Source organism: Pseudomonas sp. Hz4 (assembly GCF_054898165.1).
The window spans coordinates 2716451-2734050 of sequence record NZ_CM142719.1; the positions used below are offsets into that span (position 1 = coordinate 2716451).

The 17600-nt window shown below is 56.5% G+C and carries 15 protein-coding genes and 4 pseudogenes; 8 read left to right on the plus strand and 11 right to left on the minus strand.

What is annotated here, in order from left to right; genetic code table 11:
- Window positions 1-24: 24 nt before the first annotated feature.
- Together ACYZTR_RS12475 and ACYZTR_RS12480 are read right to left on the minus strand one after the other, a co-directional pair.
- On the minus strand, window positions 25-339 hold the full coding sequence (locus ACYZTR_RS12475) for a c-type cytochrome (RefSeq protein WP_461979181.1): 315 nt from the start codon (window positions 337-339) through the stop codon (window positions 25-27).
- A gap of 380 nt (window positions 340-719) precedes the next feature.
- On the minus strand, window positions 720-1508 hold the full coding sequence (locus tag ACYZTR_RS12480; RefSeq protein WP_461979183.1) for an alpha/beta hydrolase: 789 nt from the start codon (window positions 1506-1508) through the stop codon (window positions 720-722).
- Between the two features lie 85 nt (window positions 1509-1593).
- Between ACYZTR_RS12480 and ACYZTR_RS12485 the strand changes: the two genes are divergently transcribed.
- Window positions 1594-2880, plus strand: coding sequence for an NTP/NDP exchange transporter (locus ACYZTR_RS12485; RefSeq protein WP_461979185.1), 1287 nt, complete (start codon window positions 1594-1596; stop codon window positions 2878-2880).
- The gene (locus tag ACYZTR_RS12490; protein WP_461979187.1) at window positions 2867-3811 is read left to right on the plus strand and encodes an aldo/keto reductase; all 945 of its coding nucleotides are present in this window, start codon (window positions 2867-2869) and stop codon (window positions 3809-3811) included. The genes ACYZTR_RS12485 and ACYZTR_RS12490 overlap by 14 nt, the downstream gene beginning before the upstream one ends.
- 18 nt (window positions 3812-3829) lie before the next feature.
- Here ACYZTR_RS12490 and ACYZTR_RS12495 read toward each other — a convergent pair whose 3' ends face one another.
- Both ACYZTR_RS12495 and ACYZTR_RS12500 read right to left on the minus strand, forming a co-directional pair.
- Complete coding sequence (locus tag ACYZTR_RS12495; protein ID WP_461979189.1) at window positions 3830-4510, minus strand: glutathione S-transferase family protein; 681 nt, start codon at window positions 4508-4510, stop codon at window positions 3830-3832.
- 120 nt (window positions 4511-4630) lie between these two features.
- Complete coding sequence (locus ACYZTR_RS12500; protein ID WP_461979191.1) at window positions 4631-6022, minus strand: aldehyde dehydrogenase family protein; 1392 nt, start codon at window positions 6020-6022, stop codon at window positions 4631-4633.
- Window positions 6023-6122: 100 nt separating this feature from the next.
- On the opposite strand from ACYZTR_RS12500, the gene ptrR reads away from it, so the two are divergent.
- Window positions 6123-7007: a putrescine utilization regulator PtrR gene (ptrR, locus tag ACYZTR_RS12505; RefSeq protein ID WP_461979193.1), complete on the plus strand. Its 885-nt coding sequence runs from the start codon at window positions 6123-6125 to the stop codon at window positions 7005-7007.
- A 442-nt stretch (window positions 7008-7449) separates the two neighbouring features.
- Here ptrR and ACYZTR_RS12510 read toward each other — a convergent pair whose 3' ends face one another.
- The gene (locus tag ACYZTR_RS12510) at window positions 7450-8934 is read right to left on the minus strand and encodes a M15 family metallopeptidase (protein WP_461979195.1); all 1485 of its coding nucleotides are present in this window, start codon (window positions 8932-8934) and stop codon (window positions 7450-7452) included.
- A 228-nt stretch (window positions 8935-9162) separates the two neighbouring features.
- Between ACYZTR_RS12510 and ACYZTR_RS12515 the strand changes: the two are divergent.
- The 4 genes and pseudogenes from ACYZTR_RS12515 to ACYZTR_RS12530 form a co-directional block, all read left to right on the plus strand.
- A pseudogene (locus tag ACYZTR_RS12515) lies at window positions 9163-9438 on the plus strand (plasmid pRiA4b ORF-3 family protein); the annotation flags it as partial.
- A gap of 114 nt (window positions 9439-9552) precedes the next feature.
- On the plus strand, window positions 9553-9951 hold the full coding sequence (locus ACYZTR_RS12520) for a YfeK family protein (RefSeq protein ID WP_461979197.1): 399 nt from the start codon (window positions 9553-9555) through the stop codon (window positions 9949-9951).
- Window positions 9952-10034: 83 nt separating this feature from the next.
- The gene (locus tag ACYZTR_RS12525) at window positions 10035-11225 is read left to right on the plus strand and encodes an MFS transporter (protein ID WP_461979199.1); all 1191 of its coding nucleotides are present in this window, start codon (window positions 10035-10037) and stop codon (window positions 11223-11225) included.
- Window positions 11226-11352: 127 nt separating this feature from the next.
- Window positions 11353-11541, plus strand: a pseudogene (locus ACYZTR_RS12530) (hypothetical protein); the annotation flags it as partial.
- 67 nt (window positions 11542-11608) lie between these two features.
- Here ACYZTR_RS12530 and ACYZTR_RS12535 read toward each other — a convergent pair.
- Together ACYZTR_RS12535 and ACYZTR_RS12540 are read right to left on the minus strand one after the other, a co-directional pair.
- Window positions 11609-11815: pseudogene (locus ACYZTR_RS12535) on the minus strand (KGG domain-containing protein); the annotation flags it as partial.
- Between the two features lie 63 nt (window positions 11816-11878).
- Window positions 11879-12040: pseudogene (locus ACYZTR_RS12540) on the minus strand (con-10 family general stress protein); the annotation flags it as partial.
- Window positions 12041-12294: 254 nt separating this feature from the next.
- Here ACYZTR_RS12540 and ACYZTR_RS12545 point away from each other — a divergent pair.
- Window positions 12295-12852 (plus strand): ATP-dependent Clp protease proteolytic subunit, encoded by a 558-nt coding sequence (locus ACYZTR_RS12545; RefSeq protein ID WP_461979201.1) that lies wholly within the window; start codon window positions 12295-12297, stop codon window positions 12850-12852.
- Between the two features lie 348 nt (window positions 12853-13200).
- On the opposite strand, the gene ACYZTR_RS12550 is transcribed toward ACYZTR_RS12545, so the two are convergent.
- The 4 genes from ACYZTR_RS12550 to ACYZTR_RS12565 all read right to left on the minus strand — a co-directional run bounded on the left by ACYZTR_RS12550 (window position 13201) and on the right by ACYZTR_RS12565 (window position 17481).
- Complete coding sequence (locus ACYZTR_RS12550) at window positions 13201-14298, minus strand: alpha/beta hydrolase (protein ID WP_461979203.1); 1098 nt, start codon at window positions 14296-14298, stop codon at window positions 13201-13203.
- 135 nt (window positions 14299-14433) lie between these two features.
- Window positions 14434-15573 carry a glutathione-independent formaldehyde dehydrogenase gene (locus tag ACYZTR_RS12555; RefSeq protein WP_461979205.1) on the minus strand — a complete coding sequence of 380 codons (1140 nt, stop codon included), beginning with the start codon at window positions 15571-15573 and terminating at the stop codon, window positions 14434-14436.
- A 350-nt stretch (window positions 15574-15923) separates the two neighbouring features.
- Window positions 15924-16952, minus strand: a complete 1029-nt coding sequence (locus ACYZTR_RS12560) for a YkgB family protein (RefSeq protein WP_461979207.1) — start codon at window positions 16950-16952, stop codon at window positions 15924-15926.
- Window positions 16953-16986: 34 nt separating this feature from the next.
- Window positions 16987-17481, minus strand: a complete 495-nt coding sequence (locus tag ACYZTR_RS12565; protein WP_461979209.1) for a fasciclin domain-containing protein — start codon at window positions 17479-17481, stop codon at window positions 16987-16989.
- Window positions 17482-17600 lie beyond the last annotated feature (119 nt).

Here is a 17600-nt window from a genome sequence, read left to right on the forward strand (position 1 = left end):
TGGGTGTTTTTTATTTGGGCAATCTTACTTCAGCGTCAGGATCCAGTCGGCCAAGGTCTTCGCTTCTTCGTCGGTCACCTGGTTGGCCGGCATTGCTATTGGCCCCCATTTGCCTGTACTGCCTTCTTTGATGCTCTTGGTCAGCGTGGCGGATGCATCGGGTTGGCCGGCGTACTTGGCGGCAACTTCCTTGTAGCTTGGACCGACCATTTTGGCGTCGATCATATGGCAGCCCACGCAGGGTTTGCTCTTGAAGAGCGCCTCGCCATCAACGGCTTGAGCTGACTGCAAAGTCAGCGCGGCACCCAAGGCCAGCAGTGGAACAAGAATACTTTTCATCAGTGTCTCCTCAGACAAAGAAGCAGATTCGAATGACCCGCCCCGGTTTATCCAACAGGAATCGTGTTGAATATTATGAAGTTTGAATTTGTCGTTCACGCAAACTCATCACTGCACAGTTGATTATTATTAGTCGGTGATCGGTTTTGTTGAAAAACAGGTGTGCTGCTTTTGTTGGAGGATTGATTTTCAGTAAACGTTCACTTTATTAGCATGTAGCGGGAGGCCCGAGGCTAATGATCGAGCGTTAAACGTTATTGGCTCTTTATTGATTGGGTCGCATTCAGGGAGTTTGTCGCTATCGTCATCAGTGTCTGTCAGCTTTTCGCGCTGGACTACTGTCTGAATTGATCAGATATTAAAAATATAAAAGCGGCCACTTACAAACCATCACCCAAGACCTTGAGATACTCGGGGCTCTCGGATATTGAGTTGTGCCCCGTTCCCGGTATGACCTTCAGTGACGCCACCCCGTTGGCGAAATGCGTGAAGAGCCGCTCCGTGCTGGAGCGTGGTATCACTTCGTCGTGCTCAGCGGCGATCAAGAGCGTCGGCACCGTGATGTGGGCGGCGTATTTCCAGGATTCAAAGGTGTCCTTGAGCAACCACTTCACCGGGAAGATGGGAAACTGCCGGGCGGCGAGTTCTTCAAGACTGTTGTAGGGCGTAATCAGCACCAGACGCGCCGCCGGGCGTTGGCTGGCGAGGCGCACGGCGACGCCCGAGCCCAGGCTGCGACCGACCACCGTAATGTGCGGATGGGCGGCGTAGACCTGGTCAAACAAGGTCAGGGTGTCGCGCGAAATCATCTCCTCGGAAGGCGATCCGGAACTGCCACCGTAACCTCTGTAGTGCAGCAAGTAGAGGGCGTGATCGGCAAAGGCTTCGGAAAACGAAGGCAGGCTCCGGGAGACGTCCTCGGCATTTCCACCGAAGTAGATCAACGCATTGGGCCCCTCGTGCGGTCTGATGGACACCAGCACCTGCGCGTCGTCGACTGACAGTGTGAGCAACGTTGCCGATGTGCCGACCGCGCGAGGTTGCGGGTAGTAGATGAGGGCGCGTTGGAAGATGAACAGCGCAGCGCACAGCACCAGATACGCGACGGCAACGATGACGACGAGAGACACCAGGGTGCGTGACATTCGGCTAACTTTAGTGGGCGGCATTGACGGCTCTGGCCGGAACACGGCTATCGCTTGATCGCTGTCAGAGTGTAGTAGACCGATTGCGCGACGCACCGGGAGGGCACCCATGCCCATCGTTGTTAAATGGCTCAACGTTCTGCCCGCCGAACGAGCGGCGCTGAGGCTGGGCTTCGCCTTCCATTTCTGCGTGCTGGCCAGCTATTACCTGGTACGACCGCTGCGCGATGCCTTGGGCCTTGAAGGCGGAGCCGACAAGTTGCAGTGGCTGTTCACGGCCACCTTCGTGGTGATGCTGCTGACGGTGCCATTGTTTGGTGCGCTGGTTTCGCGGCTGCCGGCCACCCGATTCGTGCCGTTGATCTATCGCTTGATCGCCTTGTCGATGCTGGTGTTTGGTGTATTGATCGCCAATCACGTTGCGCCGATAGCGGTAGGTCGCGTGTTTTTCGTCTGGATCAGTATCTACAACCTGTTCATCGTCTCCATCTTCTGGAGCGTGCTGGTGGACCGCTTTTCCAGCGAACAAGGGCGGCGGCTGTTCGGCTTCATCGCAGCCGGTGGAACCCTGGGCACGTTCATCGGGCCGTTGCTGGCCGCGACCATGGCCACCCGGTTTGGCCCGGTGGCGTTGACTGTCGCGGCGGCGCTGCTGCTGGAAGGCGCGGTGCGCTGCTATCGGGCACTGTTGTCTCGTACTGCGTCGCAGTCTGGCAGCCGGTCGCTGGATGATCGGCGCATGGGCGGTAGCCCGCTCGCCGGCATCACGCTGATCCTGCGCTCGCCTTATCTGCTGGGGCTGGTGTTGTTCATGGTGTTGCACACCAGCGCGGCGACCTTGTTGTATTTTGAGCAGGGGCGAATTGTCGCCGGTAGCTATGCTGATGTGGCCAGCCGGACGCAATTCTTCGCCGTCGTCGATTTGATCGTGTCGGCACTGACCTTGATATTTCAGCTAGTGCTGACGGCGCCGTTGATCCGTCTGATGGGTATCGGCGGAGCGCTTGCAGCCTTGCCGTTGGTGACGATCGTGGCGTTCGCCGCCATGGCTCTGGCGCCCGTGCCTGCAACCGTGGCGCTGGCCCAGGGGCTGCGCCGTGCGGTCGAGTTCGCCATCGTGCGTCCGGCGCGAGAAGTGCTGTGGACGGTGGTCAGCCGCGAAGAAAAATACAAGGCCAAGAATGTGATCGAGACTTTGGTGTATCGCGGCGCAGATGCCGCCAGTGGCTGGCTGTCCGCCGGGTTGACGGCGCTGGGAGCGGGTTTCGGTCTGGTGGCACTGGTGATCGTGCCGTTTGCCGGGCTGTGGGGCGGGTTATGCCTGTGGCTGGCCAGGCAGCATGAGCAAAGGGCTGACAGCAAAAATGTGGAAGGGCAATTCCATGAGCCACACTGATGGCTACACGCGTCGAAAAATACTTACGTTGGCTGCCGGTGTTTCGGCGGTTTTCACCTTCGATCCGGCCTTTGCAGCATCCACGCCGTCGACGGAAACAGGAGGCAAGAACATGCTGACCCGGGCCATTCCATCCAGCGCCGAGCCATTGCCGATCGTCGGGCTGGGCACGTATCGCGGCTTTGATGTCGCGCCTTCAAGTCCCGCCTACAAGCAGCTGCCCGCCGTTCTCCATGCGTTGTTCGAGAAGGGCGGGACAGTGATCGACAGTTCGCCCATGTACGGTCGCGCCGAACAGGCGACCGGTGAACTGCTGTCGATTCACGAGCCGCGTTCGCCGGCCTTCCTGGCCACCAAAGTGTGGACCCGTGGCCGCGAAGAAGGCATCGCGCAGATGGAACAGTCTTTCAAACTGCTGCAGACCGACCGGATCGACCTGATGCAGATTCACAACCTGCTGGACTGGAAAACCCATTTGCCGACTTTGCGCAAATGGAAGGAAGAAGGGCGCATTCGCTACATCGGCATCACTCATTACACAGCCTCGGCGTATGACGAGGTGGAAGCGGTACTCAAGGCCGAACCGATGGACTTTTTGCAGATCAACTATGCCCTGGACGATCGCGGCGTCGAGAAGCGCATCCTGCCGCTGTGTCGTGAGCGGGGCGTGGCGGTAATCTGCAATCGGCCATTCGGCGGCGGTGATTTGCTCGCCCGATTGAAGGACAAACCGTTACCGCGCTGGGCCGCGGATGTGAGGGTCAATAGCTGGCCGCAACTGGCGTTAAAGTTCCTGCTGTCTCATTCGGCGGTGACCTGCGTCATCCCCGGTACCGGCAACCCGCGTTACATGGCGGAAAATGCCGGTGCCGGTTTTGGTCCGATGTTGACAGGGGCGCAGCGCGAGCAGTTGATTGACGTGGTGGCGTAGGCGCGTTTGCGAAAGCCGTCAGGTGTTGTCCGGTGCCAGAAGGAAGCGCTTCGGGATGGCCTCTGCAAACGGATAAAGCGAAAACCAGGGCCTGGCTTCGTCGATGACCCGTTGGACGGACGGTCTGTTCATCAGCCTGTCGAAATAGGCTTTCAAATGGTCATGGTTGTCGGGGAACGGCTCGAGCGTGCTGGCATAGAAAAGTGCCGGGGCGGCGGCACAATCGGCCAGGCTGAAATCGTCACTGGCCACCCAGGTTCTGCACGCTATCTGACGATCGAACATGCCGTACGCCGTCTGTAGCGTGGAACGTTCTCTGGTCAAATCGCCGTTAGCAGCGCACATGCGATCAAAGACAATCTGTTGGAGTGGCCCCTGCAGATAGTGGTCGCAGATACGGTCCCACAGACGAACCTCCAGTGCGGTGTCCCAATCGTTGGGAACGAGTGGATGTTCACCTGGATAAAATCGGTCCAGGTATTCGATGATGATTGTGGTTTCCGCCACGTTGCGCTGGCGAGCGTGGTCGCGGAGGACCGGGAATTTTCCGATCGGCCATAGCGCTTGCAGCTCTGCTCTGTCTGCATCGTTCGCGAGATCGATGATGCGCTTTTCGAATTCGACAGCATTTTCGTAGAGCGCGATGAGCACTTTGTGGCAGAACGATGACAGCGGATGGTAGTAAAGAGTCAGCGACATCTTCAGCTCCTCGAAAGGCAGGTGACCCCATCATCATAGTCGCCGTCCAGGACAGTTAAGCGCGCGCCCCATCATTGGCCATTACGAAGGGAGCCAAAGGCTCCCAGCATCGTGGTTCGCTTAGCGCCGATCCAGCCACACCGTCTGGGCATTGCAGAATTCGCGCACACCGAAATGCGACAGCTCACGGCCAAAACCGCTTTTCTTCACGCCGCCGAAGGTGACACGCGGGTCGGATGCGCAATAACCATTGATGAACACGCCACCGGTTTCCAGTTCACCGGCCATCTGTTGGGCAAGCTCGACGTTGCGTGTGTAAAGGGTTGAGGCGAGGCCGAATTCACTGTCATTCGCCAGTTCCAGTGCATGCGCTGCATCTCGCGCCGTGATGATCGACGCTACCGGGCCAAACAGTTCCTGTTTGAACGAAGTCATCTGGTTGGTGACATCACCGAAGACCGTGGGCTCGTAAAAGTTGCCGGGGCCTTCAGCCTTCTTCCCGCCCATCAACAACGTCGCGCCTTCTTCCAAGGTGTCGCGCACTTGTTGATCGAGTTCATCACGCAGATCGAAGCGGGCCATAGGGCCGATGTAGGTGTCGGCGGACAGTGGATCGCCGACCACCAGTTTGCGCGTGGCATCGACGAACTTGCGCGTGAACGCCTCGACAACGCCTTGCTCGACAATCAGACGTTTGGCGGCCGCGCAGACTTGCCCGGTGTTTTGGTAACGGCCAATCACGGCGGCTTTGACCGCTTCGTCGAGGTCGGCGTCGTTGAGCACAATGAAGGGATCGGAGCCGCCCAGTTCCAGTACGCACTTCTTCAACGCCGCACCGGCTTGAGCGCCGATAGCCATGCCGGCTCGCACGCTGCCGGTGAGGGTCACCGCAGCGATGCGTGGATCAGCAATCGCGGTGGAGACGCCGTCCGGCGTGACATTGATGACCTCGAACACACCGTCGGGAACGTCGGCGCGCTTGAAGGCCTCCTGCAGCAGATAAGCGCTGCCCATCACATTCGGCGCATGTTTGAGCACGTAGGTGTTGCCGGCGATCAACGCTGGAACGGCGCCGCGCAGGACCTGCCAGATCGGAAAGTTCCACGGCATGACGGCGAGTATCGGACCGAGCGGGCGATATTCAATGCGCGCTTTGCCACCTTCAACCAGCGTCGGTTCAGCGCTCAGCATCGCGGGGCCGTGCTGGGCATACCATTCGCAGAGCTGCGCACACTTTTCGATTTCGCCGCGCGCCTGAGTGATCGGCTTGCCCATTTCCAGGGTGATCATATTCGCCATTGCTGCGGCGTTGTCGCGCAATGCCTGAGCCAGGGCGATCAACCACTGCGAGCGTTGATCAACGGGTTTGCTGCGCCAGACGCGGAACCCGGCAGCGGCCCGGGAAAGGGCGGCGTCCAGTGCCGATGCGGATTCAAAAGGGTAGTGGCCGATCTGCTCGCCGTTGGCGGGGTTGACCGAAATGGCATGGGTGAGGCTGGAAGCTTGGGTCATGGCACCGTCCTGCGAGGTGGGGATGCGCTCAGGTTACGGTGGCGTTTGTTTTCTGAAAACTGAATAATACTGAGCATATTGTTCACGTTTGGAGAATGACTTGGATTTGGTTCAGCTGGAAATTTTCAAAGCCGTCGCCGAGCACGGCAGCATCAGCGCGGCCGCTCAGCACATCCACCGGGTGCCCTCGAACCTGACGACGCGGATAAAGCAGCTGGAGCTGGATCTGGGCGTGGACCTGTTTATCCGCGAGAAAAGCCGCCTGCGCCTGTCGCCGGCCGGTTGGAGTTTCCTGGACTACGCCCGGCGCATCCTCGACCTGGTTCAGGAGGCCCGAGCCACTGTAGCGGGCGAAGAACCGCAGGGATCGTTTCCTTTGGGATCACTGGAGAGCACCGCTGCGGTGCGTATCCCTGAGCTGCTGGCCGCGTATAACCAGAAGCACGCCAAGGTCGAGCTGGATCTGTCCACCGGCCCCTCGGGGACCATGATCGACGGAGTGTTGTCTGGCCGGCTGGCGGCAGCGTTTGTCGATGGACCGGTTCTGCACCCGGCACTGGAAGGCGTGCCGGCGTTTGAGGAAGAGATGGTGTTGATTGCACCGCTCAATCATTCCCCGATCCATCGCGCGCGGGATGTTAACGGTGAAAACATTTATGCCTTCCGCTCCAATTGCTCCTACCGCCATCACTTCGAAAGCTGGTTTGCCAAGGATGCCGCGGTGCCGGGCAAGATTTTCGAAATGGAGTCCTATCACGGCATGCTGGCGTGCGTCAGCGCCGGTGCAGGTCTGGCACTGATGCCCCGCAGCATGCTCGACAGCATGCCCGGATGCACCACGGTGAGCGTCTGGCCGTTGTCGGAATCGTTCCGTTATTTGCACACCTGGCTGGTGTGGCGTCGGGGGACGGTGTCACAAAGTCTGACCATGTTTGTTCGCTTGCTCGAGGAGCGCGGGGTGGTGCGGGATGAGGCGTTGCGCTAGTTCGCGCATGCGAATGTCCAGATCGGCTTGCTGGCTTGCGACCGGTTCGACGGCAACGTCGAACCGGTCGTGCGGTGCATCATGCCGTCAGAGCCTTGATTTCCACGTCGATATTGCCTCGCGTGTAGCTGCTCTGCGGGCAGCTATTCCCTGGAGGGCAGCGTGCGGGTGGAACCGTTGCGTGTCCGGACCTCGGTACGCTTGATTGATGTCGCTCAGGGGCGAATCCGTTGGTCAGCGCAGTTTGATCGCAACCGACCCTACGGCATTGCCACTCAGAAAGATCTGGCCGAGTTAGTCTTCGGTCCCCACCGGCTTCACTGTAGGCAGGAGGTAGAGGGCGGCAAAGTGTCTTGCGTTACAGTCGGGGGAGGCGCGGATACTGTAGTGGTCAGGAAGGTAACAACCTGCGTAACGGCGTTGTATCACTGAGTCAGCGGTATCAACGTTCGGGAAGGTTCCAGCGCTCGCGAAGGTGCTCGTATTCCACCTCAGGCATTTGAACCAGCAGAGGGGACTGGCGAGGATCCAGCCAATTAAACAAGCGAGAAATATCGGCTTGATCCATGGCTGTGCAGCCAAGCGTCGGGGAAGTGGCACCACGCCAGATGTGGAAGAAAATGCACGAGCCCGAGGCGGCGGACGCAGGCGTGTTGTTCTCGATGAAAATGCCTTTTCGATACATGTCGTCATCGCGACGCATACGTTCGGAGCTGTTCCAGTCTTTCGATACAGTCGCTCCGTCAACAAGCTCGTTATAGCGAGCGGAGTCGCTGTCATCCACGCACTCGATGGTCGATGTCAGTGCAAGGTAAGGCAGTTGGGTGTCGGCCGTGCTGTCGTAGCCAAAAGCCGTTCCCAGTTTGAATAACCCGGCAGGTGCTTTGCCATCGCCTTCACGTTTGACCGGACCTTCGCGTTGTTCAACGCTGCCAAGACCCTTGCCCCACGCCAGCCCGCTCTTGCCGACCACCACCGGAAACGGCGCTTTGTATTTTCGAAAGGTGTTTCCCTGCCGTTCATAGCGCTGGGCAGTGCCCTGGATGTCAGTCCAGTTTTTTGTGGTGACCACAATCAGCTGATGGCTGGTGTCGAGAGCATCGCTTGCACCCAGCGGCGTAATGGGGAAGTCCATGACGTTCTTCGACGAACCTTCTCCACTGTATGTGAAGTGCCACCATTCCTTCGAGTACCCGGAAAACCCTTCTTTCTCCATGGCCCTGCTGAGCGTCTGGCGGTTGTCCCTGGCGCCTGCGTTGATCATCGTGTTGTCGGTATGCGCTCGCTCATCGAAGCAATCGAAACCCGTACCCATATCGAGTGCGCCATCGCGCCAACGCTGGCTATAGGGGGCCGTGCAATCGACTTGCTCGGCTGACGGCGCCCATTTATCGGCGGGCAGGGCATCCGGACCGGTCAGTGTCAAATCCACGGTTGAGCCTTTGGAGTGGTTCGACACCCGTGCCACGTAACCCAGACGCCAGAAGTCCTGCTTGTCCACGCGCGGATAGAACTCGGCCTTGCGTGGGTCACCCGGCTCCGTCGCGAAACGCCCCATATCGGCAACGGCACGGCTGGGTCGATAACAGTCAAACACTTTCAAACCGTAGCCCTGCGCCTGCAATGCCATTTGTACCCGAGCGAGGGCCTTGGCAGCGTCCAGCGATAACAGGCACTCCCCAGCGATGTAACCGTCGAGTGAGTGCCCGGTGAAATTGTGCGCGCTGGCATAGCGAATGTCTTGCGCAATGCCCGGATCAATCGTGCGCAAATAAACCATGTTCTCGGGTCGTGGCTCTGCACCGGCCATGCAGGGCACGACAATGCTCAGGCACAGGGCCAATTGCAACCAGGGCCGCACGAGCAGTCTGAACGAACGAAGCGAAAGCAGTGATGAGGAGGGCAGGAAGTTGCAGAGAGGGCGCATGCGATGCTCCAAAGTGGCCGGTTCTCAAGCCAGATCAGGCAATGGGTCGAGTCGGTGACAGTAGCAACGCACGACCCGTTGCACCAGCCGCGCCTATTTAGCGCCGTATTGGCTGAATGGGCCGTTAGGAATCAAGCGACCACCCGTTGGGGCAGTGTGACGACCGCGCGCCGCGCCAGCTCCACGGCCGAGGTCAACCCGGGCAACGGCCTGGTGACATTTAATTAACTTTACGACGTTGGTGACAGTTGGCATCACAGTATCAAGGTCGAAAAAATGCTACCCGCTATTGCCTGTCCTCAGGTGCCGTACTGTATCGAGGGCGCCAATGCTTGCCCCCCGGAAGACGTGGGTGGCGGGCCTTGTTACGAGGACTTTCTGGCGGCGATGGCCAACCCCGATCATCCAGAGCATGACGCAATGGTTGAATGGCATGGAGATGCTTTTGGTCCAGCGGTATTTGAGTGCGAGCGCGTGAATCAGTGGAAACGGATTAAGGTTTGAGTTGCAAGGCGGTGTAGCTCGGGCGCTTACTTTAAGTCCGTGCTTGTCCAGGCACCTAGGTGGTACCTGTTGGAGGTCGCTTCATTCATTCCATTTTCAGGGCGAGGATGAATCATGCAGGCATGGATAGGGGCGGCGGCTCGGTCCATCAGCCGATTGCTGATTGCCGCTGGTATTAGCCTTATCGCATTCGTAACCAATGCGCAGGCTCAAGCCACACCTCAAGTCACTCAAGAGATAAAGGACTTGCTGGATTTTGTCGAGCACAGTGAGTGTCAGTTTGTGCGTAACGGGAGCGAATTCCCAGGTCCCCGGGCTCGGGTGCATCTGGAGAAGAAGCTGAATTATCTCGAAGGCAAAAACAGGGTGAGCAGCGCAGAAGATTTCATCGATCTTGCTGCCACTAAAAGCAGTATGAGTGGCCGCGCCTATGAAGTGCGATGTCCAGAAGGCGTACAACCGGCAAGCACTTGGCTGAAGAAGGAACTACAGAGGCAACGGCAGCTTCATTGAGTTTGTCTCAAGTCGAACAACGCTCTGGATGGCGTTGGGCTTTTTCAGTCTCTCCTTGATGCCGATGAGTTCAGGATGAAAATATGAGTAGCGAAAGTTCAAACACCAAAGCTGAGCCTTTTCGTATCCCGCGCACGATTTGGGCTCTTGGCTTTGTCAGCCTATTCATGGATCTATCGTCCGAGCTAGTACACAGCTTACTGCCTGTGTTTTTGGTCACTACATTGGGGGCGAGTGCATTGGCCGTCGGAGTGATCGAGGGTATTGCCGAGTCGACCGCCATGCTCGTCAAGGTTTTTTCTGGCGCTATCAGCGACTTTATTGGTCGGCGCAAAGGATTGCTGTTGCTTGGGTATGGTTTAGCCGCGCTGAGCAAACCACTTTTTCCTTTAGCTCATTCGGTGGAAGTGGTCTTTACAGCACGATTGCTGGATCGCATTGGCAAAGGCATTCGTGGGGCGCCACGAGACGCTCTGGTCGCAGATGTGTCGCCACCAGAAATCCGTGGCGCCTGCTTTGGACTGCGGCAGTCGATGGATACCGTAGGAGCAGTTCTTGGCCCTGCTCTGGCCATCTTGCTTATGTTATGGCTTGCAGATATACAGCTTGTCCTGTGGTTTGCAGTGATTCCGGCAGCAGTGGCGGTGGCGCTCATTGTCACAGGAGTAAAAGAGCCCATACACCTCGCCAGCGAACACAAATTTAGATCTCCAATTCATTGGAGAGTCCTTCACGACTTCTCCTCTGAGTATTGGCGGGTCGTCATAATTGGGGGGGTGTTTACGCTTGCTCGTTTCAGCGAGGCGTTTCTGGTATTACGAGCGCAACAGCTAGGCCTGTCGATCACCTGGATTCCACTGGTGATGGTGGTAATGGCACTTTTTTATACGCTGTCTGCTTATCCTGCCGGCTGGCTATCTGATCGCATCCCTCGCACGAAATTACTCTGCGTAGGGATGGGGATACTCGTTCTGGCGGATCTGGTGCTCGCTCAATCCAGTTCTGTCATCACGATGATGCTGGGCGTTGCCCTGTGGGGGCTTCATATGGGATTTAGCCAAGGCATTCTTGCCTCGCTGGTAGCTGATAAAGCTCCCATAGAACTCAAGGGCACGGCCTTCGGCATTTTCAATCTTGTCAGTGGTATATGCATGCTGATCGCCAGCGTTCTTGCGGGCTGGCTTTGGCAAAGCTTTGGGTCAGATAGCACTTTCCTCGCGGGTGCACTGCTTGCCACAACAGCTCTGTTGTTACTGTTATTCAAGAAGCAGTAAGCGCAACCAAAAGCAAAATAAATGGTTCTGAACGAACAGTTCACCGCTTTAGGCGCCACTCGTTGTTCCGGATCTATGCGCTTTAGACCTTAGCAGTGAAAGGCCGCTTTTGGCCGTTTTCTGTCTAATGCAACAGGTAACTATGGGTCGATTTCAGTCGGCCGTAACAGACGGTCATAAGGGCACGCAGGAAGCCGTGGCCGAAATCACTTATGAGTGCCGCGACAAAGCTAACGCCGCCGGCCAGACTGAACGGTTTGTTGGCGGGCCCAAAGCGGAACTCAATGATCGCAGCAGCAAACAGGTCGGCACCTACTTGCCTATATACCAATTCATAAGATCAAGCCCCGAATCAGTTGGGGCTTGATGTGGCTCACAAGGCGTCAGGATTTGCGTCCGCCGCCGGGGCTTTGAGCACCTCCTTTACGGTCAGCCTCAGAGGTTTTTTCCATGTCCTCGGCATTGTTACCGCCGCGACTGCTTCCTTGCCCACCGCCGGTCGATTGATCAGCGTCGTGAGACTGGCGTCCGCCCGAAGCTTGGCCTCCTTTTTGGCCTGCCTCAGAAGCTTTTTCTTTGTCATCAGCAAAGTTGCCTGCGCGACCAGCTCCTTGTCCACCGCCAGTTGAACGATTCGCATCATTCGACTGCTGCCCGCCCGAAGCCTGGCCGCCTTTCTTACCAGCTTCTGAAGCACGTTGTGGGTCGTTGGCAAAATTGCCACCTGAGGTCTCTCCGCCTTTCTTGCCGGCTTCTGAGGCCTTGTCCCGGTCATTGGAAAAATTGCCGGGGTTATCTTTTCCGGTATTAGCCATCTCTAGCCACCTCTTCTCAGTTACGAGCCCAGTGGCTCGTCTAATTCGGAGGTCTCAAAAAGTCAAAAGTTTGAACAGATATGCGCCTCTCACGACAAGCGGAATCAGGCTATTAGTTCCGCGATAATACATTCGAATCGACTGGCGGCAGAGGCGACGCAGGGTGTCATACCGCTTGGATTTTCCCTAAAAGAGGTCAATTCTTTACTAAGGTTAAAAGGTGCTCTTGCCGTCCCGTTAAAAAGGGTAAGCCGATGACCGAACACATCGTCCACTTTCATTGCCAAATCGATCAGGGAACGACTGAGCGCTTCCGGGACTGTTGCCTCGAAGCCATCGATCAAGGCGCCACCTCCTTGCTCCTCAATCTTTCTACAAGCGGGGGTAGCACTAACTTTGGCTTCACTCTTTACACGTTCCTGAAGTCATTGCCGGTACCGCTATGCGCAATCAACGCGGGCAACATCGAATCAATGGGCATCATTATGTTTTTGGCGGCAGGCCGACGCATCACCTCGCCCCACTCACGCTTCCTAATTCACCCGATGAATTGGTACTTCAGCCAAAAATCAGTCGACCATCAGCGCCTGCGTGAATACCTGTTGAGCCTCGACAACGACCTCGCGCGTTACGTGAAAATTTTCACACTCGAAACTGCTGACGCAGAGACCAAGCTCGATATTTTTCATTGCCTTTCAGCGGAAGAAAAAGTCATCGCAGCGCACGAATCCCTGGCCTACGGCATTGCTCATGAGATGCAACAGATGGTATTCGCCGATGATGTCAAACACTGGAAAGTAAGTGGTGGATGAGGTCGGAGCGGTCCTCATGAGTAGGCAGCTTAAAAATGCCGAAACGCATCAGCATACTGTACCCCGCTGGCATTTCCGAGGAGCTGCGGTACGAGGGAATGTCTTCTCTTCTAGTCCCGACCTCTTTATGTATTATGAGCGACGCTGTTTTGCCCTGGAGCAACTCGCTAGCCAGCGCGGTGATTTTTGCCTTAGTAGAGGCGGGTGGGAAGACGACAAAGGCGCCAATCCCCCCCATGCCACGGACGTCGGAATGTTTGTCGTGGCAGGCCTTTCCGCGAGTTTCTGCCGATAACAGAGAGAGGGACGCTGGTTCGGTTCGAGCCGAGTCGCTTTTTTCAGTAGTTGCTACTTCCCTAGGTCAGCCTTAAGGCGTTCGCCGGCATACGTCTGTGATTCTTGGGCCTTCTGCACTACAGCGGCAGTGCCAAAGAACTCGTGGGTCACCCCAGGATAGAGTCGACGCTCGACGCTCACACCCGCGCTTCGCAGTGCCTGTTCCAGTTGGGCACCGTCATCTCGCAAAGGATCAATCTCTGCGTTGATTAAAGTGACCGGAGGCAGTCCTTGCAAATTAGCGTGTACCAAGTCGATACGCGGATCCTTGCTGTCCGCAGCGCTGGTAGTGACTTGTGAAATGAACCACAGCATTGTCGGACGGTTGAGCGGAATCGCATCTGCGTACTTCAGGTACGACTCGGTGCCTATGCTCGACTGGGCTACGGGATAAACAGACAGCACGTGCTTCGGAGCAGTCAGTCCAGCCTTAAGAGCTGCTATTGCCGTCGCCACGGCAAGGTTACCGCCCGCGCTCTCGCCTGCCAGCGCCAGACGCTTCGGATCACCATTAATCGAAGACGCTTTCGTTGTCAGCCAACGGTAAGCTGCAAGGGCATCGTCATGTGCAGCGGGGAATTTGTTTTCCGGGGCGAGTCGATAGTCCACAGAAACAACGACAGCATTAGCCTGCTTTGCTAGGCCTCGCGCGCCGCCGTCATAGACCTTGCGGTCGGCGAAGACCCAGCCTCCACCGTGAAAATACAAGACCACTGGAAACGGCCCTGCGCCTTCCGGTGTATAAACGGTCGCGGGCATTGAGCCTACGGCACCAGGTACTTGTATCTCACGGGTGGTGACGCCTGGTACAAGTGCTGTGGGCGCACTGTCGCGTTTCTGGTCTGCCAGTACCCCTTTGACGGCGTCGGCCATTGTCGGTTGCTTGCGAGCTTCGGCAGGCGTGATTTTCTCAATTGCTTTGCCATCGAAGCTGGCAAATTTATTCAGGACTTTCTGCATGTCCGAATCAGTGCGCAGCATGCTTTTGGTACCACTGGCAGCAACCTGAGAAACTGAAGGTTTGTCAGGGTCGCGAGCACACCCGCTTAGCAAAGTGATGACGCCAATGGCGGACAGTGCAATGGCCAGTTTGCGATGGTTCGTAGTCATTGTATTTCCCCTCACACCGACAGCCCGACTTAGACGCACGCAACGCCATAAGTCGGGTTTTTCGGTTGCTTAGCTTTCACGATAGAGAGTACCGGCGATCTTACTGAGCCGGCAAAAGCATCAATGCTCAGCGACTTAAGCAGCCGGTTTGAGCACAACCTTTGTCCAGCCATTGTCACGCGCATCGAAGTGCTTATAGGCGTCAGGCCCTTCAGCGAGTTTCAGCCGATGAGAAATGATTTGAGCCGGGTTGGCACGACCATGATGAATGAGCTCAGCCAGGCGACGGTTGTATACTTTGACGTTGGCTTGACCTGTTCGGATCTGCTGCCCCTTGAACCAGAAAGCACCGAAGTCGAAGGCCATCTTGCCTTCCTTCGCGAGCTCATTATTGGCACCTGGGTCTTGCGGGACAAACACGCCGACGACACCGATCCCGCCGGTAGCCTTCGTCGAAGCGACGAGGTTGTTCATGGTGAGGTGATTGGCTTCTTGCCCATGACGGTCGCAGCATTGGTAACCCACACACTCGCAACCGCGATCAGTACCTTTGCCAACGGTCAGATTGAGAATCTGATCCACGGCTTCCTTCTCAAGCGAATTGATTGGAGTAGCGCCCATCTGAGCAGCCAGCTTCAAACGGTCGGGTTGATTGTCGACCACGAACACTTGGGAGGCACCTTTGATCATGGCTGAGTGAGCGGCCATCAGACCGACCGGGCCGGCGCCATAAATGGCGATGCTTTCGCCAGGTAACAGGCCTGCCAACTCAGTGGCGTGCCATCCCGTTGGAAAGATGTCAGACAGCATGACGTAGTCGTCTTCACGCTCTTGCGCATCCTCCGGCAGCACCAAACAATTGAAGTCCGCGTAAGGCACGCGGAGCAGCTCAGCCTGCCCTCCTTGATAAGGCCCCATTTCTGCGAATCCATAAGCGGCGCCGGCATTACCTGGGTTGGCAGTCAGACAAAAACCGGTCAGGCCTTTCTCACAGTTTTCGCAGAACCCGCAGCCGATGTTGAAAGGCAGGCAAACGCGGTCACCGACCTTTACCCGGTCAACGCCGGCTCCCACCTCAATTACCTCACCAAGATTCTCGTGTCCAAATACTCGGCCTGTCTCCATCGATGTACGGCCTTCGTACATGTGCAGATCTGAGCCACAGATGTTGGTCGTGGTAATTCGAACCAGAACATCTGTAGGTTTTTCGATTTTGGCGTCCGGAACATTTTGCACGCTCACGTCGCGTGGGCCGTTGTAAACGATTGCTTTCATGTTGCTCTCCCATTAGCGAAACGAAGGGAAATTTCGTCTGCTCATCATTTATCTGTCAGGGGAAAATCAACTGATGTTCAAATAATTCATTCGAGAGGCTGACGAGCGGTAAATCGATTGACTTTGCGTCGACAAATATGAATTTTTTGCTCTCGCTGGCATCTATTTTCGAGCGCAGACGAGGAACAAACTGTCCATTTGAAATGAGGGATGGAGTTTGAAAAGAATTGCCAGTACGAGCTAACCAATTTTGTATGCATCATCTTGTTTGCATCGACTGAATTCTCAATTGTCACGACTACCGGCGAGGCGAATTTTTAGAGTAAGCCAAAGAACCGCTTGGTTTTAAACTACCTGTGCGCCAGGGCCGTTGGGGCACGAACCGCCGATGCGACCAGGGCTTCGCCTAGAAGCCAGATCGAGATGCCAAGCAGTCCCGCGTCCTTGAGAAGAAATTGCCCAATATGGACTGAGATCGCGGGGAATCCCATCGGCGCGGCAACGCCTGGCGTCGTAAGGAAAAAAGTCAGCGTGATCAAGAAGGTGACTACCGCCATGGCGCCGCCCAATACGGACGCGCGCGGCGTGATCTGGTAGAGCGTCAACAGAATGCCGGTGGTGATTTCGATTATCCCGAGCATATAGCTGGTGCCTTGAATACCGAGCAGCGAATGCCACCAATTGACTAGCGGGCTGTTCATGATGAACGGCGCAATTCCCGTTGCCTCATAGCTTGTGAACTTCATGCCGCCAAACCACAGGAAGATCAACGCTAATCCGTAGCGGATCACGATTACCCCGAACCGGAGGATTTGTGCGCCAGTTTCGCTCCGTCGGTCGATAGATGCATCGATACTCGCAACGCCGCTCACCGCGCCGGATCGCATCCTCAAAAGCGACTCGCCAACGATAAACAGCGAAATGCCAAGCAGGCCCACATCCTTTAACAAAAACTGACCCGGAGCCGCCGACAATGCCGGAAAGCCGCCGGCCAGCGGTTCCGCCACCCCGGGGGTCGAGAAGAGGAACGAAAGCGTGATGAGAAAGGTGATAACACCCATCGCACCACCGATCACCGACAGGAGGGGTTTGACAAAGCCGGCCAACAGTAACGCGCCCGCGACTACTTCGAATACGCCTAGGATATGAGAGGTGCCTTGTATGCCGAACACCCCATGCCACCAGCCGACCAACAGGCTGTTCATCACGAAGGGTGAGATGCTTGTTGCTTCATAGCTAGTGAACTTCATTGCGCCGAACCAAAGGAAGATCACGCCAAGGGCACAGCGCATGAGGATCGAGCCAAAGGCTTTAGCACGCTCGCCATTGCGCGTGAGTGGGGCAACGGAATAAGCGGGGTAAAGTTTCGCGTCAGTCATGAAAAGTTACTCCGTTGGAAAAGTGCACTCGACTTCACGTTTTTGGCTGAACGGGCTTGGCCGGCATCAACACCTTGTCGATCACCTGGATGACGCCATTGTCGGTCGGAATGTCGGGTTGAATGATCTTGGCGTCATTCACCATCACCGCGCCATTCTTCTTTTCCAGAATTACAGGTTGCCCGTTCGTTGTCGAAGCGGCAGATTTCTCGTCCTTGAGATCCTTGGTCGTCAAACGACCGAACAGGGTGTGATAACCCAGCACCTGTTTCAGCAAATCCTTATTCTCCGGCTGCATCAGCCTCTCGAGCGCTCCCGGCGGCAGAGCATTAAAGGCGGCATCCGTCGGCGCAAATACGGTATAGGGGCCAGGCTCTGCTAGCGTCTTGTCCAAGCCAGCTGCAGTCGCGGCTTTGAGTAGGATTGAGAACTGACCAGCCGACCTGGCCGTCTCGACTATATCTTTCGCCGACACAATGCTGCTAACGATGAGCAGCATCGCCAATGCGAGGGGCGACCATAGTTTCACTGTCAAACTCCTTGTTTGTTGGCTGGATCAATTCTCAGCGATGCATTTTTTCACACGTTAGACATCCTTTCTCCCTCAGCCTAGCCCAATGCAGGGACTCTGCGCGCTACGCTCAGAAT